This window comes from Entomomonas asaccharolytica, from assembly GCF_016653615.1.
In the GTDB taxonomy this organism is placed as follows: domain Bacteria; phylum Pseudomonadota; class Gammaproteobacteria; order Pseudomonadales; family Pseudomonadaceae; genus Entomomonas; species Entomomonas asaccharolytica.
The window spans coordinates 3035417-3059485 of the sequence record NZ_CP067393.1 but is presented as its reverse complement, the minus strand read 5'-3'; the positions used below and the strand labels follow the sequence as shown (position 1 = coordinate 3059485).

Annotated in this window: 24 protein-coding genes and 2 pseudogenes; 18 read left to right on the top strand and 8 right to left on the bottom strand. The window is 36.2% G+C overall.

The window, feature by feature from the left end:
* The first annotated feature begins 260 nt into the window (after positions 1-260).
* The 6 genes and pseudogenes from tssI (at position 261) to JHT90_RS14320 (ending at position 9840) form a co-directional block, all read left to right on the top strand.
* Positions 261-3154 (top strand): annotated as a pseudogene (tssI, locus tag JHT90_RS14345) (type VI secretion system tip protein TssI/VgrG).
* Complete coding sequence (locus JHT90_RS14340; RefSeq protein ID WP_201092259.1) at positions 3151-3876, top strand: DUF4123 domain-containing protein; 726 nt, start codon at positions 3151-3153, stop codon at positions 3874-3876. Before tssI ends, JHT90_RS14340 begins: the two are co-directional and overlap by 4 nt.
* A 1-nt stretch (position 3877) precedes the next feature.
* Complete coding sequence (locus JHT90_RS14335) at positions 3878-8734, top strand: DUF1308 domain-containing protein (protein ID WP_201092257.1); 4857 nt, start codon at positions 3878-3880, stop codon at positions 8732-8734.
* Position 8735: 1 nt separating this feature from the next.
* Complete coding sequence (locus JHT90_RS14330) at positions 8736-9032, top strand: DUF3349 domain-containing protein (RefSeq protein ID WP_201092255.1); 297 nt, start codon at positions 8736-8738, stop codon at positions 9030-9032.
* 35 nt (positions 9033-9067) lie between these two features.
* Positions 9068-9391, top strand: coding sequence for a hypothetical protein (locus tag JHT90_RS14325; RefSeq protein WP_201092253.1), 324 nt, complete (start codon positions 9068-9070; stop codon positions 9389-9391).
* Between the two features lie 20 nt (positions 9392-9411).
* A complete protein-coding gene (locus JHT90_RS14320) occupies positions 9412-9840 on the top strand; it encodes a hypothetical protein (protein WP_201092251.1) in 429 nt (142 codons plus the stop codon).
* A gap of 337 nt (positions 9841-10177) precedes the next feature.
* Here JHT90_RS14320 and JHT90_RS15295 read toward each other — a convergent pair whose 3' ends face one another.
* The 3 genes and pseudogenes from JHT90_RS15295 to JHT90_RS15285 form a co-directional block, all read right to left on the bottom strand.
* On the bottom strand, positions 10178-10930 hold the full coding sequence (locus tag JHT90_RS15295) for a tyrosine-type recombinase/integrase (RefSeq protein ID WP_236253977.1): 753 nt from the start codon (positions 10928-10930) through the stop codon (positions 10178-10180).
* 38 nt (positions 10931-10968) lie between these two features.
* The gene (locus tag JHT90_RS15290; protein WP_236253975.1) at positions 10969-11133 is read right to left on the bottom strand and encodes a hypothetical protein; all 165 of its coding nucleotides are present in this window, start codon (positions 11131-11133) and stop codon (positions 10969-10971) included.
* Between the two features lie 174 nt (positions 11134-11307).
* A pseudogene (locus tag JHT90_RS15285) lies at positions 11308-11460 on the bottom strand (site-specific integrase); the annotation flags it as partial.
* A gap of 382 nt (positions 11461-11842) precedes the next feature.
* On the opposite strand from JHT90_RS15285, the gene JHT90_RS14310 reads away from it, so the two are divergent.
* Together JHT90_RS14310 and JHT90_RS14305 are read left to right on the top strand one after the other, a co-directional pair.
* Positions 11843-12328, top strand: coding sequence for a pilin (locus JHT90_RS14310; RefSeq protein WP_201092249.1), 486 nt, complete (start codon positions 11843-11845; stop codon positions 12326-12328).
* Positions 12329-12403: 75 nt separating this feature from the next.
* Positions 12404-12889 carry a pilin gene (locus JHT90_RS14305; RefSeq protein WP_330893013.1) on the top strand — a complete coding sequence of 162 codons (486 nt, stop codon included), beginning with the start codon at positions 12404-12406 and terminating at the stop codon, positions 12887-12889.
* Between the two features lie 48 nt (positions 12890-12937).
* Here the strand turns inward: JHT90_RS14305 and JHT90_RS14300 are convergent, their stop codons facing one another.
* On the bottom strand, positions 12938-13213 hold the full coding sequence (locus tag JHT90_RS14300; protein WP_236253973.1) for a DUF2218 domain-containing protein: 276 nt from the start codon (positions 13211-13213) through the stop codon (positions 12938-12940).
* Positions 13214-13306: 93 nt separating this feature from the next.
* Positions 13307-14536, bottom strand: coding sequence for a phosphoglycerate dehydrogenase (serA, locus tag JHT90_RS14295; protein ID WP_201092247.1), 1230 nt, complete (start codon positions 14534-14536; stop codon positions 13307-13309).
* Positions 14537-14713: 177 nt separating this feature from the next.
* Here serA and JHT90_RS14290 point away from each other — a divergent pair, with 177 nt between their 5' ends.
* Both JHT90_RS14290 and JHT90_RS14285 read left to right on the top strand, forming a co-directional pair.
* A complete protein-coding gene (locus JHT90_RS14290; protein ID WP_201092244.1) occupies positions 14714-16105 on the top strand; it encodes an FAD-binding oxidoreductase in 1392 nt (463 codons plus the stop codon).
* A gap of 216 nt (positions 16106-16321) precedes the next feature.
* Positions 16322-16816, top strand: coding sequence for a hypothetical protein (locus JHT90_RS14285; RefSeq protein ID WP_201092242.1), 495 nt, complete (start codon positions 16322-16324; stop codon positions 16814-16816).
* A 60-nt stretch (positions 16817-16876) separates the two neighbouring features.
* On the opposite strand, the gene cgtA is transcribed toward JHT90_RS14285, so the two are convergent.
* From cgtA to rplU, 3 genes are all read right to left on the bottom strand, one after another.
* Complete coding sequence (gene cgtA / locus JHT90_RS14280; RefSeq protein ID WP_201092240.1) at positions 16877-18091, bottom strand: Obg family GTPase CgtA; 1215 nt, start codon at positions 18089-18091, stop codon at positions 16877-16879.
* Positions 18092-18237: 146 nt separating this feature from the next.
* Positions 18238-18495, bottom strand: coding sequence for a 50S ribosomal protein L27 (gene rpmA, locus JHT90_RS14275; RefSeq protein ID WP_201092238.1), 258 nt, complete (start codon positions 18493-18495; stop codon positions 18238-18240).
* Between the two features lie 25 nt (positions 18496-18520).
* Positions 18521-18832, bottom strand: coding sequence for a 50S ribosomal protein L21 (gene rplU, locus JHT90_RS14270; RefSeq protein ID WP_201092236.1), 312 nt, complete (start codon positions 18830-18832; stop codon positions 18521-18523).
* A gap of 304 nt (positions 18833-19136) precedes the next feature.
* Between rplU and JHT90_RS14265 the strand changes: the two genes are divergently transcribed.
* The 8 genes from JHT90_RS14265 to rplB all read left to right on the top strand — a co-directional run bounded on the left by JHT90_RS14265 (position 19137) and on the right by rplB (position 24068).
* The gene (locus tag JHT90_RS14265; protein WP_201092235.1) at positions 19137-19472 is read left to right on the top strand and encodes a hypothetical protein; all 336 of its coding nucleotides are present in this window, start codon (positions 19137-19139) and stop codon (positions 19470-19472) included.
* Positions 19473-19578: 106 nt separating this feature from the next.
* Positions 19579-20559 (top strand): polyprenyl synthetase family protein, encoded by a 981-nt coding sequence (locus JHT90_RS14260; RefSeq protein WP_201092234.1) that lies wholly within the window; start codon positions 19579-19581, stop codon positions 20557-20559.
* A gap of 246 nt (positions 20560-20805) precedes the next feature.
* Positions 20806-21009, top strand: a complete 204-nt coding sequence (locus tag JHT90_RS14255; RefSeq protein WP_201092233.1) for a hypothetical protein — start codon at positions 20806-20808, stop codon at positions 21007-21009.
* A 237-nt stretch (positions 21010-21246) separates the two neighbouring features.
* Positions 21247-21558, top strand: a complete 312-nt coding sequence (gene rpsJ / locus JHT90_RS14250; protein ID WP_044501102.1) for a 30S ribosomal protein S10 — start codon at positions 21247-21249, stop codon at positions 21556-21558.
* 81 nt (positions 21559-21639) lie between these two features.
* Positions 21640-22275 (top strand): 50S ribosomal protein L3, encoded by a 636-nt coding sequence (gene rplC / locus JHT90_RS14245; RefSeq protein WP_201092232.1) that lies wholly within the window; start codon positions 21640-21642, stop codon positions 22273-22275.
* 13 nt (positions 22276-22288) lie between these two features.
* Entirely contained in the window at positions 22289-22891 is a 603-nt protein-coding gene (gene rplD, locus JHT90_RS14240) for a 50S ribosomal protein L4 (RefSeq protein WP_201092231.1), read from the top strand.
* Positions 22888-23229: a 50S ribosomal protein L23 gene (gene rplW / locus JHT90_RS14235; RefSeq protein WP_201092230.1), complete on the top strand. Its 342-nt coding sequence runs from the start codon at positions 22888-22890 to the stop codon at positions 23227-23229. The genes rplD and rplW overlap by 4 nt, the downstream gene beginning before the upstream one ends.
* 14 nt (positions 23230-23243) lie before the next feature.
* A complete protein-coding gene (gene rplB, locus JHT90_RS14230; protein WP_201092228.1) occupies positions 23244-24068 on the top strand; it encodes a 50S ribosomal protein L2 in 825 nt (274 codons plus the stop codon).
* The last annotated feature ends 1 nt before the right edge of the window (position 24069 follow it).

The following is a 24069-nucleotide window of genomic DNA, read 5'->3' as shown; positions in this document are numbered from 1 at the left end:
ACTTTATTAAATAAAAATTATTTAAAAATTAATTGATTAGCTACTAACTATGAGTTTTAATCAATGTATTATGAATTTTTTGTCTATATAAAACAATATATTATCTATTCTGTAATGTAATAATAATAGCTATACTAATGTCTCATAAAAATATATTTTATAACTAAATTAAGCTTTATTTAATAATAGATTTTTAAAATTACTTATCAAATAACAAGATTAAATTAGCTTATTGTTGCTGTAGTAAAGGAGTCGGCAATATGTTTTATCAATCTAACGATACGCATTTCCAATTGTTTTGGGATGAATCAAGTACATCAAAATCAACTAGCAACTCACCTCAAGCTTTATCTACTGCCCCTTTAGCACAAAGCACTGTATCATCAAACAATACAGCAGATCTTAGTGAAGCATTAGCAGGTATTAGTGATAAGTTTTCTAGCTTGTCAGATGGTATTAAATCACTGGATCCATTTTCCACATTAGCAGCAGCTAATGAATTAAAAGCTTCATTAAGTAATAGTAATGAAGAGACAGCCCAAACAGCCCTAGACAAACTCCAGATATTATCCTTTACAGGAATAGAAGGCATCTCCACACCCTATGCCTTTGAAATAACCTTAATCAACAAACATATTCGTTTTGATATCACCCAACTCCTTAGCAAACCAGTATTTCTAGGATTTACCCCACAAGGCAAATCAGGTAATGGAGTGCATGGTGTAGTACAGGCAGTTAAGCGTGGGCCTATTAGCCAACACTATGCTATATTCTCCATCGTCATAACCCCTCGTTTTAGCCACCTAATGAAACGAGTCAACCAAAGAAAATTCCTTGCCAAAACAGTACCAGAAATTATCACCACCATACTTTCAGAGCACGGTATGCAACAAGGCTCAGAATCAGGTTTTGAATTCAAACTCAAAGAAACCTATCCCCTAGAGACTTCTGTGTTCAATATGATGAAACAGACTACCATTTTGTGTCGCGTCTTTGTCAAGAAGAAGGGATAGCTTATCACTTTCAACATACGCCAAATAACCACAAAATGATCTTTACCGATGCTATGCCATTCTTCCCAAGTGTGGCAGAAGCTGTAAAATTTATGAACGACACAGGCATGGTAGCTGATAGCCAAGCCCTTAAATACTTTGACGTATCCTTAGCCTCTAGAACTCAGACAGCGGCATGGCGTGACTACAACTTCACCAACATGAAAATCCCTGAAGGTACTAGTCAAGGCCAACAAAGTCAAAAGGGTAATGAAGCCACAGAACCAAATCTAGAACATTACGACTATCCAAGCTCTGGCATGGACAAAGCTAGAAATGAACAACTAGCCAAAATAGAAATAGAACGCCTAAGAACAGACCATCTACTAGGCGAAGGCTACAGCGACATACCAGAACTACACAGTGGCTACTACATCACCATCCAAGACCATCCTAGTCTAGACACCATGGATGCGGAAAAACCTTGGCTAATTACCCAAATTAGACACAAAGGCTACCAGCCACAAGTACTAGAAGCCTTTGCAGGGGCAGGTAGTGCAGCCAGTACTACACTACCAAGTCAACTGCATAAATACCTCGATATAGATACAGAGTTAGAATTCCCTGTACAAAACCAACAACAAGGCTACTTCAACGTCTTTAATGCCATTCCACAAGAAATAACCTATAGACCTGCTAGAAGACATCCCAAAAGCAGAATCAGAGGTTCACAAACAGCTATTGTAACAGGCGCACCAGGTGAAGAAATCTACTGTGATGAATATGGACGAATCAAAGTTCAATTCCATTGGGACAGAGAAGGAACGATGGACGAAAACTCAAGCCATTGGATACGAGTAGCTAGCAATTGGGCGCATAATGGTTATGGCACGGTAGTAATCCCTAGAGTAGGTATGGAAGTGATGGTAGACTTCTTAGAGGGAGATCCAGACCAACCACTCATTAAAGGAGCAGTGCATAATGGAGTGAACAAAGTACCTTATGAGCTACCTGCTAACAAAACTAGATCAGTATTCAAAACCAGTTCAAGCAAAGGTGGTAATGGTTCTAATGAGTTAAGAATAGAAGATAAAGCAGGTGAAGAACAAATCTTTGTACAGGCACAGAAGGATTTTGATCAACTCACTAAAAACAACCACACCATAGAAGTAAAAAACAATAGCCATCTTCAAGTACAGAACGAACATAGTGAAACCATCGTTAAAAACCGTTACACCAAAAATGAAGCAGAAGAACATCATTTAACTCAATTAGATCGCAAAACTCAAATCCTTATGAATGATTACAAAATAGTAGGAATGAATGAACATGAAACGATTGGAACAATAAAAACCACAGAAGCAGGTATGGAGATTCATCTCAAAAGTGGATTACAAACAATTATTGATGGTGGTTTAAGTCTAACCTTAAAAGCAGGTGGACAGCATATAGTGCTTAATCCTGCGGGTATTTGGATGACCATGCCAGTGTTCACAGGTGGTGTTCCGATGGAAGGCACACCCTCGGTACCAATGCCACCAGAAAGTAGGATAAAAGCTGTTGCTGCAACATCAGCACCAATACCTAGACCATTAAGCATAGAACAAAAGCAAACCTTAGCGGGTGATGCTCCTTTCTGCTTAGAATGTATGCTAGCAGCTATGGGAGGAGGGTGTGTAACAGATTTCTCCAATAAAATAACGCCAGAGGGCGTTTTAGATATTAGTAAACTATCAACTAAAGTGCCAACAGGGATTACTAATGGTGGTACTGGTAGTGCATTGGCAATGAGCTCAATACCTAGTTTTATGCCAACAAGTGATGGGTTATCAGGTTTAACTACTGATATAACAGGGCAAGCAACCTCTCTACTTAATGATAATCCGTTAACCAATGCAACTTCTGCGATGGAGGTGAATACTAATACCCTGCAAAGCTTAGTCACTGATCCTCAACAAACGATTCAAGCACTGACTAACACAGCTAGTCAAGCTATGGCAGGTAATGAGCAATTAGCCAATGCGACTAGAACAGCTCAACAAGCCACTAACTTGGCTAAAAATGCTACAACAGCAACAGAGCAATTAAGAAAAACAACTACTCCCAAATCTCCAACGAATTTTGTAACAGGCTTTAATCCAGAGAAGGGAGATAAAATATGATCTCCACCCAACAATGGTTAGCTACTGTACCCGAAGAACTAACTATCTATGTGATGCTGGGAAGCATTAGCGATGCAAAACCAGTTGCCGCTTACTTTACAAAAACTAAACAAATCAACCTAACAGCGTTATGGCAAGAAACCTCCTACGCAAGTTGGTTTGAAGCTATGCCCTATATAGCCCCTATAGAAAGAAATAGTCCTTTTTTAGAATGGGTTGATGAAACCAAAAGTCAAAATTGGGGTTGGTTAGCTGCATCCCCTTATGATCCAGAGACCATCAGGAAACACTTTAAAAGCTTAACCAAAGTACTCATGCCAGATAGCATGGATGTATTTTTTAGATATTGGGATGGCAGATATATATATCCAATTTTAACCCACTTAAAAGACCAAGCAGGTCAGGTTATTCCTGTATTTAGTCACTACTTAATTAATCAACAAACAGTAGACATAAATATCCCTAATAAGCTTCCTGAGCCTAAGGCATATCCTTGGTGGAAAGTGGATCAACAACTATTGGATAAATTAGTTGAGGAAGATAATACGGCATTAATAAACAACTTATTAATGGTTATTAAAACTAATCATCCACAACTTTATTTTAGTTACCCAGAAAATACAATTAAATCAAAAGCTAGACACTTTGTAGATACCGAAAACTATAACCTAGAAAAACTAGCACAGCAATTTACAGAATATCTAGCGCAGGAGAATGTATAAAATGGCAATGTTCGGATTTATATCAGTTCCACAGGTAGTGCAACACCCAGACGAGAAAAAAATATTTAATGATTTTAGTAACTCCATTGCCAGCTATAAAGAATGGTCAGATAGTTTTTGGACGGGTTGGGCAGTAGCCACCAATCAAAAATTTCAAGTGGGTGATAAGGTTGTTACTCAAGGCAAAGATGATAATGACTCTGTAGAAGTAATCACCAAATGTTCACTACAAGAAACCAGTATTGTTGTTATTCATTGTTTTGATACCGCTAGATTTATTCCCATTAAAGGTACGCCTGTGCGATTAACTGAAGCAGTTAAGGGTGCGGTGTATGGCTACAATGATGTTAAAGGTGCCCCTATCTTTGCAGGTCATACCGATGATGATGGTAAATTTACTGCCAAAGGTTGTGAAAGTGGTAAAAACTATCGAGTCACATTCTATCCTAATGTAACCGAGCAACAGGTAGAGACTCTCTATAACTCTTACAAAGGAGTAATAGCTGATCTAAGGAAATGGTTAGAAGGTCAGTGGAATGATAGCTTTGCCACGAAGTGGAAAGAGTATACAGACAAGGACCTTGTAGGCCAAATGAAAGAAGATATGAAAGCAGTCTGGCGAGGTATTATCAGCGTATTAGAAGATATGTGGAAAGCTATTAAATTGGTATTTGATATTATTGCTAATCCTCTAAAATATGCTGAAAAAATAAAAAAATTCTTTGTAGATACTGATTGGGAGAAAGTCTATAACTCAATAAAAGATGGGTTAGCACAAGCATTAGTAATAGCACAAGATAAAGGCCTAATGTTTATTTTAGTGTGTGCCATTATTAGTTGGTTTCAACTACTCCCCCCACAAGACTTAATAGAAGTAAAATCAGCACTAGTAACAGAATTTATTATCGGTTTACTAGTAGGGGTAGTATTAACAGGCGGTGCTGGCCTAGCAGTGCGTTTTGGTTCTAAAGTATTTACTAAAGCATCCAATAGTAGGGGAGCAGTATTATTAAGAGATCTTGCTAATCGTATTATGGATATTTTTAGTAATAAAAGACTAAGTGGCCATGCAGATAATGTTAAACCAGCTGTATTTGGTAAAGGTGCGGATGTAAAACCAGTACATAATAATAAAGTTGATATATTGGATGATACTACTACTCGCAAAGTCGATGGTACCAATGCCAATAAAGAAGTAGATAATGCAGCGGTTATCGCTAGTAAAGCGGATAATAATACTTCCATAGGTGTAGAGACTAAAAACCCAACACCTAATCATAATGAGGTGGCTAAAACACCAGATAACAAACCAGCAGATGGTGTCAATAAAACCTGTACTAATAACTGTCCTGTTTCAATGGTAACAGGAGAAGAACTATTAACTTTAACTGATGGTACATTAGAAGGTTTAATTCCTTTTAACTGGACACGTCTTTATAGAACCAGTGCAGCAGAGATTAATACAGGGCTAGGCTATGGTTGGAGCCATAGCCTTTCTCATAATTTACAGTTTAAACAACAGCAAGTTATTTGGACAGATCACGAAAATCGCCAAACTAGCTTGCCATTACCTACTGAACAATGCCCAGCTTATAGCAATAACTTAGCCAATGCGGCTATCTATTTAGGCAATAAACCTAACGAATATATTTTAGTACAAGCAGGTGAGCAAAAAGGCTTCTACCATTTTACTCGTACCAAATCAGGTGCCCAACTAGATGCTATTAGTGATAACTATGGCAATAAACTTTATATTAATCGTGACCTAACAGGCAAAATTAAACGTATCCATAATGGCGCAGGGCGTGGTCTACTAGTTCGCTATCAAGGTCTGCATATTACTGGTATCGATTATCAAAAACAAATTGCAGCCAACACCGAAGAAGAGTCATGGCAAACCATTCAACCATTAGTTAGTTACCAATATAATGAGCAGCAACAACTAATTAAAGCCACCAATGCCGCTAATGAATCAGAACATTATAGTTATGATCAACTAAATGTTATCCAAGAACGCTGCATGGCAGGTGGTGCGGCTTTCTATTGGGAGTGGCAGGGAGCAGGTAAAAATGTCCGCTGTATTCGTCACTGGGCTAACTTTGACCAAATGGAAGCTCGTTATGATTGGGATGATAACGGCACCGTAACCGTTACCCGCAAAGATGGTAGCCAACTCGTTTATACCCATGATGAAAACGCCAAACTGATTAAACAAATAGATGCGGCAGGGGGAGAAACCCTAAAAGATTATGATGAAAATGGTAATCTAATTGCAGAAAGAAACCCACTAGGTGCTGAAACCTTCTACGAATATGATGAATATAATAGACTATCCGCTATTTACCCACCAGAAGCAGAGCCAACCTTTTATTTTTATAGTTGGGGCTTTATCCGCAAAATTAAACAAGGTGAAGCTGAATGGTTCTATAAAAATAACGAACAAGGCAATATTATTGAACAAGAAGACCCACAGGGTAATATTACAAAATATAGTTACACTCCAGAAGGTAAAATCAAAGCTATCCACTATCCAGATGGAAGCCGCCACGAATTTACATGGAATAGATTAGGTCAATTAATAGAAGAAGAGTTACCACAAGGGGGAATACGCCGTTATCGTTACGATAGTTTAGGTAGACAAATTATTTGGCAAGACGAGCGCAACCAAACTACCCAATACGAATACGACCCTGTAGGTCGTGTTAGTAAAATTACCTATCCTAACGGTACTAGCCAAAGCTATCGCTATAATGCCTATGGTAAAGTAACCCAAGTAACTGATGAGCAAGGCCGTATTACTCGTTACGATTACGCACAGCATCTACACCTTATTAGCAAAAAAACAAATCCAGATGGAAGCACCGTACAATACCAATACAACAATACAGAGCTTAATCTAACCGATATTATTAACGAACAGGGTGAGCGTTACCACTTAGACTACTACCCTAGTGGACTAATTAGCCAAGAAATAGGCTTTGATGGTAGAAAAACTAGCTACCAATACGACGTAGCAGGTAATCTAATTGCTAAAACGGATTATGATGAACAAGGTAAAGGTTATACCACTACCTACCTACGCTCGCCACAAGGTAAACTAATTCAAAAAACCTTACCTGATGGTAAAAAATACGAATACTGGTACAACAGTTTAGGACTATTAGCACGTATTGATGACGAGCAATGGCCACTTAACTATGAATACGATATTACGGGTAAACTAACGGCAGAATATCAAGGTTGGGCGACCATTCGCTATCAATATAGCCCATTAGGTATACTAAGCCAATGCAAGCTACCAGATGGTAATATTATTGACTACAAATATAACCGTGGTGGCCAACTAGCCCATATAGAACTTAACAACCAAAAATTAACTAGTCACTACTATAGTTTAGGTAAAGAAGTAGAGCGACAACAAGGTAGCCTAACCAGTCAATATGACTATGATGAACAAGGTCGTTTAAAAGCACACTTTGTTAATCATCAGACAAAAGCACTCTACCAACGTAAATACCAATATAATGTCAATGGTAATCTATCCGCTATAGAAGATAGTCGCAAAGGTATTCGCCAATACTACTACGACCCACTAGATAGACTAATTCAAGTACGTGGCGATATTAGCGAAGACCTAATCCATGATCCAGCAGGTAACCTATTAGCTCAAGAGCGACAAATACAACAAGCTAATATCAAAGGTAATCGCTTATTAATGCAAGGCGATAAACATTTTACCTATGATGCCTTTGGTAATTTAATTCAAGAGCGTAGAGGGCAAGCTCAAAAACTAATCACTAACTACGAATATGACTGCCAACACCAACTTAAAAAAGCTACTTTACCTGATGGCACAGTAGCCACTTACCAATATGATGTATTTGGTAGACGTATTAGCAAAACAGTTATCGATAAAACAGGTACTAAAACTAAAACAGAATTTATTTGGCAAGGTGAAAAACTGCTAGCAGAAAGCAGTAAAAACTACTACCAAAGTTATCTATATGAACTAGGCACATTTAAACCTTTAGCTTTATTAAAAGGTAAAGGCAAAAATGCAGAAATTTACTACTATCAACTAGATCATTTAGGTACACCACAAGAGTTGACAAATAGTAATGGTACTATTGCATGGTCAGCTAAATACAGAGCCTATGGTAATTTAGCAGTAATTGAAGCGAACGAAATAGCACAACCATTAAGATTTCAAGGTCAATATCACGATATTGAAACAGGGCTTTACTACAATAGAAATAGGTATTATAGCCCTGACATAGGTCGTTATATTACATTAGACCCTATTAAGTTAGCAGGTGGATTAAATAGCTATCAGTACTGCCCTAATCCTATTAATTGGATTGATCCGTTAGGCTTAAATGCATGCCCTCCTGATAGCAAGGACTCCTCTGTAACACCTGAAACAAAAGCAGCAGTTGATGCAGGTGAACCTGAGCTGGTTAATATTGATACTGGTACAGCAAATGCCTTTGTTTCCCAAGATTCACCTGTAAGACATCAACTAAAAGCACAGGTAGAAGGTAAAGAAATGGTTATGACAGAGACAGCAAAAGGAGAGTTTGAAAATATTGTTAGTAAGGTAGGGGGACCTTTGGAGCAAGAAAGAGCTAGAAACTTCATGGATAGAGTTACTGTTATACCTGATGATCCTTCCGAACGTTCTCTAAGATTGATAACAACGAAAAGTGTTGGTGATAATGATAAGATTATCTTTGGAACTGGGGATAAAGTTGGTGCCACAACAATGACATCTGATGCAAAATTTGTTAGAGGCGCGTCAAGTCAAGGAGTTGATTTTGATGTTATTGTACATGATCCTGTACCGTTAAAAGGGCAATAATATGAATAAAGTTTTACATGAGTCATTACAAGATGCAGCAAATATGCTGAACGAAGCATATCCAAATGGTATTCAAGAAAAAGATTATTTTGTTATTTTAGCTTTATTATATGATTACTTTTCAGATAGAAATTTAGCTGAGTTAATTAGTTATATAACAAACAAAGATCCAGATTTAGTTTTGAATGATATATATGCTTCAGTCAGTACAAAAAAACCTGATTTTTCAAGCATTAGATTGATGCAAGATCATTTAGAGCAATATGGTTTTAGCTTGATTTGTACTGAAGATTTTTAATTTAATCTATATTTCAGTTAATATTTTAAAACAATATGAAAGTAATTTATGATGAAAATACTGGGGTTTATAAAACAGCACGTATTACTGGGCCTGAGCATAATTTTTTAGGTCTAAAATTTACTGAATTAGATGAAACTCTTCGATTAATTGATCTTGAAGAAAGGAAAGTTAATAGCTTGTTTGATGTATACAAATTGCAGAAATCAGTTACTCTTGGATTAATTGAAGCTAATAATAAATTTAGTGAGGATATTAAAGTATCAGAAATTTATTACGTTAGTTCTGATACGGAAAATTATGATGCCTATAGTATTTTGACTTTTAAAATAATAGAGCATCTAGTATCAAAGAAATAATTTATATTTTATATTTTTATATGAATCGATCATATAAAGAATTTAGTGAGCATGTAATAGAAACATATGCTTCGTTACTGTCAGATGATATTGAATTTATAGAAAAAGATAATATGCTAAAAACTATTAGTGCTAGTAGTTTTTCGATATCAATTAGAAATGGAAATGAAGTTGCTTCTTTTGAAGAAATTATTGATCAATATAATAGTAGGTGTAATTACCAGCTTGCAATAGATATAATTCGTGATTCGCCCACTTGGGAAAGAGATTTAATGTTAGTAATTAATGATATTCTAAATAGTTATAGTGTTGATACTATTTTACTTGATCATGGCGAAATAGTAATGCTTCAAAGGAAAGAAAATAAATTATCTATAGATATAGATAGAATTGATTATTATCTCTTTAATATACTATCCCAACCATGGGAACTAAAAAATTTGAATTAGTTTTTCATCACTAAGATAAGTTCAAATATCAAATTTTATTATTAAATAAGTTTAAGAACATATAAGTCTATTACTAAATAGAATATTTGAATATACTGCAACGACTAATCAGCATTAATGGTGCTATTGCTAAGGTAGTTATCCAAATACTATATTATAGTCCTGAGACAAGTTGTTATATTACATTAGACCCTATTAAGCTTTAAATAGCTATGTAATATGTGAGTTGTTTTTTCAGCTCTGATTAAGGCTTTGATATTTTTATCAAAACGGGTAATTTCCTCTTTTTCGAGACATGTGTACGATTAGATATTAATTATTCCAGTTAGAGTCTATATTATTTTAATAAAAGCTTATGAATATAGCTGCCAAGCTTATTCCAAGCATCTGTCATTTCTTTACTATAACTATAGCGTTGATAAGTACGCTTTATTTTGTTTTCTTCAATATGATTTAAACAACGCTCAGCGACTTCAGGTAAAACACCTAATGAAGTCATTATTGTTGCACCTGTCCTCCTTAAGTCGTGCGGTGTCCATTTACCATTAGGTAATAATAGAGAGTCAGATTTTTGTGTGCGGCCAGTTAGTATCTCATTTGTAGAATTACGCTGGCGGTCAGTGAGTTGTTTGGTAATAGTCTTTGAGTTTACATAGTTATCTTTTTTGCTATTAGGATAACACCACTTGTATTTACCATTAATAGAGTGAATTTGTTGAAATTGTTCTACAACAAAATCTGATAAGAAAATAGTATGAGCATTACCATTTTTACTATGCTCTGCGGGGATAGTCCATGTTCTTTTAGTAAAGTCTATATGTTGCCATTGTGCTATTAACAGTTCACCAATTCGGCAACAAGTCCCTAAAGTAATCCAAATGGCAGCTTCTGTAGTAAGAAGTAAACTTGCATTAGGGATTGCTTTGGCAAGAATTTTTATTTCATCTTCAGTAAGTACTCTGTCCCGTTCATTATCTTTTCCAAAGGCTCTGGATTTACGGATAGTAGCAGTAGGATCTTGATCAACTAAGTCTCTATCTAAAGCAAAGCGAAACATTTGTCTTAATAAAGAAAAGACAACTCTAGCCATGCGTGATACTTTTCTAGCTAACAGATCATCTGTTATTTTTATAATGTCACTTTTTTAACATCAGCGGCATGCATATTACCAATTTGTGGAAATATATCTTTTTCAAACATCCGTCTAACTTCAGCTCCACTGTCCTTTCGATTGGTAAGATCTATTTTCATCCAGTGTTCAAATAAATCTCGAACAGTTAATCTTGAATCCAATGCTTGCTTAATAGCTTTGGCTTCTTCTTTTTCCTTTTCTAATTGAGCTAGTTCTTTTTCATATTGGGCAGTTATTGTAGCTTGTTTAGTTTCAAGGTATTCTCTTAAATCTACAATGCCTGAGATATATAAGTCTGATAGTTCTCTTGCTTTTTTTCGTGCTTCTTTAACTGTTAGACCTTTAATACCATCCTTATGGTATGAACCTATAGGTAATCGAACACGTTTTCCTTTTGAGTCGGTATAGCGAAAGTAAAATAAACGTTCATCACTTGGAGTTATTCGAGCAATAAAGCGACCATGTCCTTTAGGTGCAGATTCATTAATCCATATATCTTTATCAGTAGGTTTTGTGTTTAATTGTCTATCTGTAATTTCTGTATTTGTTTTTAGTTAACTAGTTTGTATTTGTGGAAGTTTAAAAAGAAGAGATATTTTTTTGATTATTAAATGTAATAAATTGTACATGCATGACAAAAAATGTCACTTGTTTTCATTTTATTCTAAACTTATAAAATTAATAACAAGAATAATTTAAAGTTAAAGAAAATTTTTGCTTTATAACATGTTGAATTAATAGATTATTTTCATATTAAGTAATATTATTTTAAAAATTGGCATACTATATGCTTATTTATTATTAGTCAGAGGGTATGTAATATTTAGTATAACTCCCTTGGTCTAAACTAAAATATATTGGAGAAACAACATGAAAACTATGCAAAAAGGTTTTACTTTAATCGAATTAATGATCGTAATTGCAATTATTGGTATTCTAGCAGCGATTGCAATTCCCGCTTACCAAGATTACTTAGGTCGTGCTCAAATTTCTGAAGCGTTAAGCTTAGCATCTGGTCAAAAAGGTCCACTCTCTGAGTATTATGGTACTGAAGGTAGTTGCCCAGATAACTCTACTGCTATTGTTGGTGGTATTGCAAAAGCATCTACTATTACTGGTCGTTATGTAGACTCAGTTACAATAGTAGACGATACTGGTACATTTACAGTTGATGGAACTACCTTTACTTCAGTTTGTGCTATTGAAGCAACAATGAGAGGTGCTGGTGTTAATAAAGATATCCAAGGTGGAGATTTAAAATTACAAATGGCTCCTACTTCAGGTTCATTTGTATGGAATTGTGTTAGTACAAAGATTGAAAGTAAATATTTACCAAAATCTTGTACTGGAATTTAATATATAGATTAGCTTCTATTAATTTAAACCCTTACCTTAAAATGGTAAGGGTTTAAACTTAAAAAGGGTTACCCTATGGTTATCTTGTACCAAAAAGGATTTACCTTAATTGAATTGATGATTGTGATAGCAATCATAGGAATTATTGCAGCAATTGCAATTCCTGCTTATTTTGACTACAGTGCTCGTACTCAAATGGTTGAAGCTTTAAGTTTAGCTAGTGGTCAAAAATCACCTTTATCAGAATTTTATGGTAGTAAGGGTTTTTGTCCAAATAATACTTCACAAGCTATTGAAGGATTAGCTAAAAGTTCAGATATTTCAGGTCGCTACGTTTCCGAAGTAAAAACAGGAGATGCAACAGTTACTTCATTTATTTATGGTAATCAGACAATGATAGGAATGTGTCAAATAGAAGCAGTTATGCGGTCTAGCGGTGTCTATAAAGAAATTCAAGGCAGGTCTCTTTTGTTGACAATGGCTCCTACATCAGGTTCGTTTGTATGGCATTGTTCAAGTCCTAATATTAGTAAGCAGTATTTGCCTAAAAGTTGTCAATAATTTAATATTCTTATAATAAGTTGGTTTAGTTTTAGAATAATAGAATTTCTATTGCCAAGTTAATGTTAGTTCTTCTTGCCATGCTACTCTTACAAAATGTCTATCCATAATATCAATCACTTCTTGTAGATCATTTTGGTTATCTGCTTCTGCTTTTAGTTTTAATCCATCTGTAACTTTTTCTATATAACCTTTTCCTATTTTGAATTGTATTTCACCTTGATTATCATCATAAGTAACTGTAACTTTATGAGCGAAATGTTTACATAGTCTATTTATGTATTTTGATGGGGTTGATGTTTCCACGTATGCTTCTGCTATCATATTAATCCTCTATATAATGATTTTTATAAGGATTAGTATATAAAAAAACCTCAACGGATGTTGAGGTTTTTTGAAAATAAATATTATTCTCAATTAGAATAATACACGACAGCGAATAGTACCTTTAACTTGTTGTAATTTTTCTTGAGCAAGTTCGGATGATTTTGCATCTAAGTCAATGACTACATAACCCACTTTTTCATTGGTTTGTAAATATTGCCCACAAACATTGATGCCATTATCAGAAAATACTTTGTTAATTTCACTCATCACACCTGGAATATTTTGGTGAACATGTAGTATACGGTGAATATCTGGGTGAGAAGGCAAGGCAACTTCAGGGAAGTTTACAGCTGTAATAGATGAACCATTATCACTGTATTTAATTAATTTTTCAGCTACCTCAACGCCAATATTTTTCTGAGCTTCCATCGTTGAGCCACCAATATGTGGGGTTAAGATAACATTATCTAAACCACGTAATGGGCTTTGGAATTCATCTTTATTGCTACGAGGTTCAACTGGGAATACATCAATAGCAGCACCACTTAGGTGTTTGTCTTTAATAGAATTGGCTAATGCTTCAATTTCTACTACAGTACCACGAGATGCATTAATTAAAATACTGCCTTGTTTCATTTGGCGAATTTCTTTTTCACCAATCATCCACTTGGTAGAAGGAAGCTCTGGAACGTGTAGGGTTACGATATCAGCAGTGGCTAATAGTTCTTGTAAGGTATCTGTAGGTTTAGCATTGCCAAGTGATAATTTATTAACCACATCATAAAAAATAACATGCATACCTAGCCCTTCAGCTAGAATTGAAAGTTGTGTACCAATAGAGCCATAACCTATAATACCAAGGGTTTTACCTCTGATTTCAAAGGAGTTATTAGCAGATTTTAACCAACCGCCACGATGACAAACCATATTTTTTTCTGGAATACCACGTAGTAGTAATATAGCTTCCGCCAATACTAACTCTGCTACAGAGCGAGTATTTGAGTAAGGAGCATTAAATACCACAATACCGCGCTCACAAGCAGCTTGTAAATCAACTTGGTTAGTACCAATACAAAAACAGCCTACTGCGATTAGTTTTTTAGCACAGTCAAATACTTCAGCGGTTAAATGGGTACGTGAGCGGATACCAATAAAGTGTACATCGGCAATTTTTTCTTTTAGTTCTTCCTCTGGGAGTGAGCCCGAAATAGCCTCGATATTTTCATAACCAGCTGCTTTTAATGTATCAATAGCAGATTGATGAATACCTTCTAGGAGAAGAAATTTAATTTTGCTTTTGTCTAAAGAAGTTTTGCTCATTGCTCTGTCCGCTTTTAAATAAAAATCAGAAATAATATCTATCATCTCTTAAAAAATTAACAATTAAGAGTACGCTAAAATTAGCTATCTATGCTAGCATATTCTAATTCATTCTAGTGTGTTGGAACTGGATATTTTATCAAGTTCTGTATGAATTTTTTGTGAGATTAAATAAAAATGACCGATGATGCTCTTCTAGAATCATTAAAACAATTAGTAGAACCTGGCAAAGTATTAACAGATAAAGACTCTTTAGAAAACTATGGCAAGGATTGGACACGAATTTATGCGCCTAATCCATTGGCTATTGTTTTTCCAAAGTCTATAGAGGAAGTACAAGCTATTGTACGCTGGGCAAACCAGCATAAAATAGGTTTAGTTCCTTCAGGTGGTCGTACGGGACTATCTGGTGCAGCAGTGGCTAATAATCAAGAAGTGGTGGTTGCTTTTGATTATATGAATAAAATTCTAGATTTTAATGCGATTGATCGTGAAGTTGTTTGCCAACCTGGTTTGGTTACTAAGCAATTACAAACTTTTGCAGAAGAGCAAGGGTTATATTACCCTGTAGACTTTGCTTCCAGTGGTTCTAGCCAAATTGGTGGCAATATAGGCACTAATGCAGGTGGTATTAAAGTAATTCGTTATGGGATGACTAGAAACTGGGTGGCTGGTTTAAAAGTAGTAACAGGTAAGGGCGATTTATTAGACCTAAATAAAGGGCTAATTAAAAATGCTACGGGCTATGATTTCCGTAATTTATTTATTGGTGCAGAGGGTACTTTAGGTTTTGTGGTGGAAGCTACCATTAAATTGGAACGTAAGCCTAGTAATTTAACCGTGTTAGTGTTGGGCACACCAGATTTTGACTCTATCATGCCAGTCTTACATGCTTTCCAAAATAAGTTAGATTTAACTGCATTTGAGTTTTTCTCTGATAAATGTTTAGCAAAAATCTTAGATCGTGGTGATATTCCAGCACCTTTTGATAATCGTTATCCTTTCTATGCTTTAATAGAGTTTGAAGCTATTACAGAGAATATGAAGGATGAAGCAATGGCTGTTTTTGAGCATTGTGTTGAGCAAGGTTGGGTATTAGATGGGGTAATAAGCCAAAGTGAGCAGCAATTGCAAAATTTATGGCGCCTACGTGAAGATATTTCAGAAACCATTGCTCCCTTTACACCTTACAAAAATGATTTATCAGTAACGGTTAGTAAAGTGCCTGCTTTTTTAGCGGATATTGATAATATTGTAAAAGCGGATTATCCAGATTTTGATGTGTTATGGTATGGTCATATTGGCGATGGTAATTTGCATTTAAATATTTTAAAACCTGCTAATTTAGATAAGGAAGATTTCTTTGCTAAGTGTGCTGTGGTAAATACTAAAGTTTTTGAGGTGGTAGAAAAATATAATGGTTCAGTTTCTGCTGAGCATGGGGTGGGTTTGGTTAAGCGTGATTATTTAGAGTATAGTCGCTCTGCAACTGAAATTGATTATATGCGTGCAGTAAAAACAGTATTTGATCCTAATAATATTATGAATCCTGGTAAAATTTTCAAATAATCAATTTACCTCTAGTTAGCTAAGTTGCTAACTAGAGTTCTCTATTTTTTTATAACTACTTGTCTCCTTTGATAATTGCTTATAACCTTTTGTAAAATTCAAACATTTGTTTAGTTAAAAAAGATATTAGATAAATCTACCATAATTAGTTATCGTATAAACATACGATAATGTATGTTTGTTGCTAAATTTATCTTGCTTTGATGGAGAGACAATATGAAAGGAATAATAATAATCTGTTTAATGGTAATGCTAACTGCTTGTATGAGTACAGATAAAGAGCCATTATTCAATAGTTACGAAACATTAGATCAAGTGAATAATAGAATTGGAAATCCAACCTATCAAATAGATAATCGTTATGTGTGGGACAAAAGATATAGCAATGTTGGTGAGAATAGTATGCTAAATAATCCTATATATTTTGCTGGAGCTAATACTGCCTATATACAAAATAAATTTTGTCATATCACTGTTATTACAGATCAAGATGATAAAATTCTTTTAAAAGAAACTGAAGGAGGTATGTGTAATAATATTTATGGCAATATTTTTGAGAAAAATAGAGATAAAGCAAATATTAATATAAATGATTCAGGACTTTTTGCAGTAACAGCTTCTGTTTTAATAGGAGTCTTGAGAGTGTTTGCTGAGGCAGCAGCTTCAGTTGATTACTCTGCGATAAATATGAGAGTTATGTCAAATATTTAACACATACACTTAGTAATTTTAAAAAGTCTCTTACTAATTGAATAGTAAGAGACTTTATTATTATCTTACATAGATAATTTCTGGGCCATCTCCATCGTCTTCATCCCAATCATCCATATCGTCTGTGTCCTCACTAGCTTTTAAGCCGCTGCGACGTAATGCTCTAGCATCATCTAAGCCTTGTAGGTGGGCACGTGTTTCATCTTCAATACGTTGGTCGAGATCTTTAAGGTATTCTGCATATTCAGGGTCTTCTTCAATGCGTAAAGTACGCTCATCCAAATAGCGCATAACTGCTTGTGCGAGTGATTCTGTGCCTTCTCGCTCACTAGCAGAAATAATATAAACAGGGCCTTGCCATTGTAGTTTTTCAACAATAGCTTGTTGTACTTCTTGTTGTTCATCTTCTAATAATTGGTCTGCTTTATTAAGAACTAACCAACGGTCACGTTCTAATAACGATGGGCTAAATTTTTCTAGTTCATTAAGAATAGTGATAGCTGCATCAGCAGAATCACTACCATCTAAGGGTAACATATCCACTAAATGCAATAGTAAACGAGTACGAGTTAGATGTTTTAAGAAACGAGTACCTAAACCACTGCCATCAGAAGCACCTTCAATAAGGCCAGGAATATCAGCAATTACAAAGCTTTTAAAGTTGCCAACACTAACTACGCCTAGATTAGGCACAATAGTAGTAAAAGGATAGTCTGCTACCTTGGCTTTTGCCGCAGAAACACTGCGAATAAAAGTACTTTTGCCTGCATTAGGTAAGCCTAATAAACCTACATCAGCAATTACTTTCAGTTCTAATTTGAGGTCGCGTGCTTCACCAGGTTTGCCAGGTGTGGTTTGCCTTGGTGCGCGGTTAGTACTAGACTTAAAGCGAGTATTACCTAAACCATGCCAACCACCTTGGGCAACCATTAACCGTTGTCCTTCTTTGGTTAGGTCGCCAATAATTTCTTGGGTGTTGGCATCAATCACTGTAGTACCAATAGGTACTGGTAGAATCAAATCCTCACCCTTAGCGCCCGTACAATCAGTGCTACCGCCATTTTGCCCACGTTGTGCCTGAAAGCGACGAGTGTAACGGTAGTCAACTAAGGTATTTAGGTTAGCAGCGGCTTCTAGATAAACAGAACCGCCATCACCACCATCACCACCATTGGGGCCGCCTTTCTCAATAAATTTTTCTCGTCTAAAGCTCATGCAACCATTGCCGCCATCACCAGCTTGTACATGAATAGACACTTCATCAACAAATTTCATAATTTACCTTCGTCTCGCGACGGACTTTTAATTAGCTTGCTTATTAGTTTAATTAGTTATGGAGGGTTTGCAAGTTAGCAGAGAAATTTTCTTGAGCTAAAGACAAAAAAACCCTGCCAAAGACAGGGTTTTTTTAAAGAATGAACTTATGCAGCTACAATGCTCACATAACGACGGCCAAATTGACCTTTCACTTCAAACTTAACAACACCATCTACTTTAGCAAATAAAGTATGGTCTTTACCAATACCAACACCATAACCTGGGTGGAATTGTGTACCACGTTGACGAACAAGGATGTTACCTGCTTTTACAGTTTGTCCACCAAATAATTTAACACCTAGTCGTTTGGATTCGGAATCACGACCGTTGCGGGTAGAACCGCCAGCTTTCTTATGTGCCATGAGTTATATACTCCTCAAAAAGGTCTTAGGCAGAAATACCAGTAATCTTGATTTCAGTGTACCATTGACGGTGACCCTGACGTTTCATGTGGTGCTTACGACGACGGAATTTAATAATTCTTACTTTGTCGTGACGACCTTGGCTGATCACTTCAGCGGTAACTTTAGCGCCTTCTACTACAGGGGCACCAATATTAACTTGTTCACCATTAGCAACTAAAAGTACTTTATCAATAGTGATAGTTTCACCAGTAGGAACTTCTAGTTTTTCAACTTTAAGGTATTCACCTTCAGCGACTTTGTATTGTTTGCCGCCAGTTACAATTACTGCATACATTTAAAATAATCTCCGTTAGTCCTGCTCACCCGACGCTTTATCATCAGTATAATTGGTCTGGCATGGCTGCTAAGTGCTGGAAAACACTAAGCTATTGCGTGACAGGTAGTTACCTGAGGGAATTCAGGGGCTGGAATTTTACTCTGCTTATTATAACTAATCAAGTGGATTTATAAATTATTATAGTTTTGCCGTATAAACAACCATAAAGACATAGGGATTTTTTAAGATAGAGTCTAGTATATAGTTAAAATATACCCAAACTATATATTTATAAAAGATTAGTTTATTAAAGGAACTTGTTATGAAATCTAATCAACTTACCTTAGGGCAAACCAAACGTGTTATGTATATAGAAAATAAGGAAGGCTTAATTAATGATGCTAACGCATGTACTGGTTGGGTGAGTTTTTCAAAGACTGGCAAAACTATTTATTACAAAGGTAAAGCATTTGTTAGCAATAAGGGTAAAGGAGTAAACGAAAATTATAATGATCTCGAAACTGGTGAGGAATATTGGATTTCAGGTATAAAGAAGAGAGGTTCAAATGTACATCCTTGTGAGTCTATAGGTTCAGTAGTTGTTGATGAAGATGCTAGAGACGAATACAACCTATTAAGAGCTTATAGTGATAACTAGACTTTATTATAAGCAGTCTATCAATACTATTTATCTAGCATAAATACTTGACACTTGCTAGTTGCCCACCTAGCATTACGCACAATATTTTTAAGGAATATATAGAGTGACTGTTCAAACCAAAACTCAAAGTTTTTATCAGGTTATTGCTGAGGATTTTGCTAGAGTCGATGATATTATACGTCGTCAACTAGTATCTGATGTGCCTTTAGTTGAACAAATCGCAGAATATATTATTTCGGCTGGCGGGAAACGTTTGCGTCCTCTATTAGTATTATTAGCGGGTAATGCAGTAGGTAAAAAGAGTGACGATCTTTGTTTATTAGCAGGGCTTATCGAGTTTATTCATACTTCCACTTTATTGCATGATGATGTGGTGGATGCTTCTGGTTTACGTCGTGGTCGTTCGACGGCTAATGCTATTTGGGGAAATGCCCCCAGCGTATTAGTCGGTGATTTTTTATATACTCGCGCCTTTGAAATGATGGTTAAGTTAGATTCTATGCATATTATGCAAGTAATTTCCCATGCTACTCGAATTATTGCAGAAGGTGAAGTATTGCAGTTATCCCGTGTGCGTGACGCTAGCACCACTGAAGAAATCTATATGCAAGTGATCCGCGGAAAAACAGCCATGTTATTTGAGGCCTCCACCCATAGTGCAGGCGTATTAGCTAAAGCAACTCCCGAACAATGTGAAGCATTACGTTGTTTTGGTGATGCGTTAGGTATTGCTTTCCAATTAGTAGATGATTTATTGGATTATCGTGGCAGTACTGATGATCTTGGTAAAAATGTTGGTGATGACTTAGCAGAGGGTAAACCTACCTTACCGCTTATCTATGCAATGAAGCATGGTAATGCAGAACAATCAGCAATTGTTCGTAGAGCTATTCAAAAAGGTGGCACTGACCAATTAGAGTTGATTAATCAAATTGTGCAAGAAACAGGTGCTCTAGATTATACTGCGCAATTGGCAAGGGATTATGCTGCTAAAGCAATTAATTATTTAGCTATTTTACCAGATAGTACTTATAAATCAGCTCTGATTGATTTAACAGAGTTTTCTGTGGCTAGAACATATTAATAGTAATTTAAAAAGCTATGGAAAATTAAATTTCTATAATTTCTTAGTGAGTTCAAGCGAGTTCATTTTTTGGTGTTATAACTATATTAGTAAACTAGCTTTTTAAGATTATTAAAAATCTAATTAAACCCTTTCTATAATAAATTAAGCTAGATCATTTTTTACACTTATTATAAAATAATACCTGATTTAAATATTAATAATAATTATTCTCATTTAAAGTTTGTTTACTAGTGAGGATAAGCTATGATTTATATGATAGATGCGTGGCTTGATTGTGCTAATCCCAGATTACGTATATATGAGCGTAACTCAGGTAAAGAGTATTTAGTGCTTGAGGGTAAGACATTGAATAATTATAGAGAGCAAGGATTGTTAGATTGTTCTGTACTTTGTTCTATTAATCAAACATTAATCCAAGAAATTACTGAACAGTTGTTAAGTGGTTAGTAAATAATTTATATTTTATAAATATGTAACAAATTATTTCTACAAGATAGTGTGGTTAATCTTTCTATAGATACCTATATGGCTTAGGTTCATTATTTAACAGTAGATGAATGAACATTAAGATGCTCAAATAAAAAGCGATTAATGATTGACACTGTACTTAACACACCGTAGAATTGCGCCTCTTTTCAGTGGGCATAGTCCGCCTGTTGAAAGTTATTAGAGTCTGAGGTCAACATGCAAAACCAACAAATTCGTATTCGGTTAAAGGCATTTGATCACCGCTTGATCGATCAATCAACTCAGGAAATCGTAGATACTGCGAAACGTACTGGGGCTCAAGTTCGTGGTCCAATACCATTACCAACTCGTAAAGAGAGATTTACTGTATTGATTTCTCCGCACGTTAATAAAGACGCGCGTGATCAATATGAAATTCGTACTCATAAAAGAGTATTAGATATCGTGCAACCAACTGATAAAACAGTTGATGCGTTAATGAAGCTTGATCTTGCAGCTGGTGTAGAAGTGCAAATCAGCCTCGGCTAAGGTTATTTCCTTAGTCGTGTAACGCTCTGAAATGGGCGGCCATAGCGGGTGAAAGCCCCGTACACTTATAGAGGTATAAATATGACAATTGGTGTTATCGGTCGTAAATGCGGTATGACTCGCATTTTTACCGAAGAAGGTATCTCGATTCCAGTTACTGTTATTGAAGTGGAACCAAATCGAGTTACTCAATTCAAATCAGAAGAAACTGATGGCTACCGTGCTGTACAAGTTACAGTAGGTGAGCGTCGTACTTCTCGCGTTTCCAAGCCACAAGCTGGTCACTTTGCTAAAGCTAAAGTAGCTGCTGGTCGTGGCGTTTTAGAATTCCGTTTAGAAGATGGCGAATACCAAGCTGGTGACGAACTTAAAGTTGATATGTTCGAAGCTGGTCAAATGGTTGACGTAACTGGTCAATCTAAAGGTAAAGGATTTGCTGGTACTATTAAGCGTTGGAATTTCCGTGGTCAAGACAATACGCATGGTAACTCAGTGTCTCACCGTGTGCCAGGCTCTATCGGTCAGTGTCAGACTCCTGGTCGTGTTTTCAAAGGTAAGAAAATGTCTGGTCACTTAGGTGCTGAGCGCGTTACTGTGCAGTCCCTACAAATCGTTCGTGTTGACGTTGAGCGCAACTTACTATTAGTGAAAGGAGCTGTTCCTGGTGCTACTGGTAGTGATGTGATCGTACGTCCTGCTGTTAAAGCTCGCGGTTAAGGGGGAATAAAGAATGCAATTAAATGTAAATGGTGCGCAAGCTATCGAAGTTAATCAAGCTGTGTTCGATGCAAAGTACAATGAAACATTAATCCACCAAGCCGTGGTAGCTTATATGGCTGCTGGTCGTCAAGGAACTCGCGCGCAAAAAACACGTGCCGAAGTATCTGGTGGTGGTAAAAAACCTTGGCGTCAAAAAGGTACTGGTCGCGCACGTGCTGGATCTACTCGTAGCCCAATCTGGCGTAGCGGTGGTACTACTTTTGCAGCTAAGCCACAAGATCATTCACAAAAAATTAACCGCAAAATGTATCGTGCAGCGATTCGTTCAATTTTATCTGAACTTGCGCGTACTGATCGTTTAGTAGTGGTTGAAAATTTTGCTGTTGATGCGCCAAAAACTAAAGAATTAGTGAATAAACTGCAAGCATTAGAGTTAAAAGATGTATTAATCATAACTGATGCTTTTGATACTAACCTATGGTTAGCAGCTCGTAACCTACCTCATGTAGATTATGTAGAAGCAAGTGGTTCTGATCCTGTCAGTTTAATTGCTTATGAAAAGGTATTGATTACTGTACCTGCTATTAAGAAAATTGAGGAGGTATTGGCATGAGTTTTGAACAAGCTCGTTTATACAAGGTTCTTCTTGCCCCTCTCCATACTGAGAAGTCAGAACTTATTTTAGAAGAAGGCGGTCAAGATCGCATTGCTTTTAAAGTAGCTGCTACTGCTAATAAAGTTGAGATCAAAGAAGCAGTTGAAAAACTATTCAAAGTTGAAGTAGCTAAAGTGATGACCTTAAATGTTAAAGGTAAGGTCAAAAGAGAAATGTCTGGTAAAACTTCAAAACGTATTCGTTTTGCAAAAGGTAAAGAAAGCGATTGGAAAAAAGCCTACGTTGTTCTTAAGCCAGGCAGTGTTATTGAATCATTAGCTGCTCAAGATAAATAAGGTAGGGTGCATCCATGGCTATAGTTAAATGCAAACCGACCTCAGCAGGACGTCGTTTCGTAGTTAAAGTAGTAACTCCTGAGTTACACAAAGGTGCTCCATATGCACCATTACTTGAGAAAAAGTCTAAGTCTGGTGGTCGTAACAATAATGGTCGTATCACTACGCGCCATATTGGTGGTGGACATAAGCAACATTACCGTTTAGTTGATTTCCGTCGCAATGATAAAGATGGTATTCCAGCGGTTGTAGAGCGTATTGAATACGATCCAAACCGTACTGCACATATCGCTTTATTGAAATATGCAGATGGTGAACGTCGTTATATTATTGCGCCTAAAGGTGTTAAAGCTGGCGATCAAATAATCGCTGGTGCTCATGCACCAATTAAAGCGGGTAATACATTACCATTACGTAATATCCCAGTAGGTAGTACGATTCACTGTATCGAAATGAAACCTGGTAAAGGTGCACAAATTGCTCGTTCTGCGGGTGCTTCTGTACAGTTAGTTGCCCGTGAAGGTGCTTATGTAACTGTACGTTTACGTTCTGGCGAAATGCGTAAAATCTTATCAGAATGTCGTGCTACCTTAGGTGAAGTATCAAATGGTGAACATAGCTTACGTTCATTAGGTAAGGCTGGTGCAAGCCGCTGGCGTGGTATTCGTCCTACAGTACGTGGTGTGGCAATGAACCCGGTAGACCATCCACATGGTGGTGGTGAAGGTCGTACTTCTGGTGGTCGTCACCCAGTTACGCCTTGGGGTATCAAAACCAAAGGTAAGAAAACTCGTACTAATAAACGTACTGACAATATGATTGTCCGTCGTCGTAAATAAG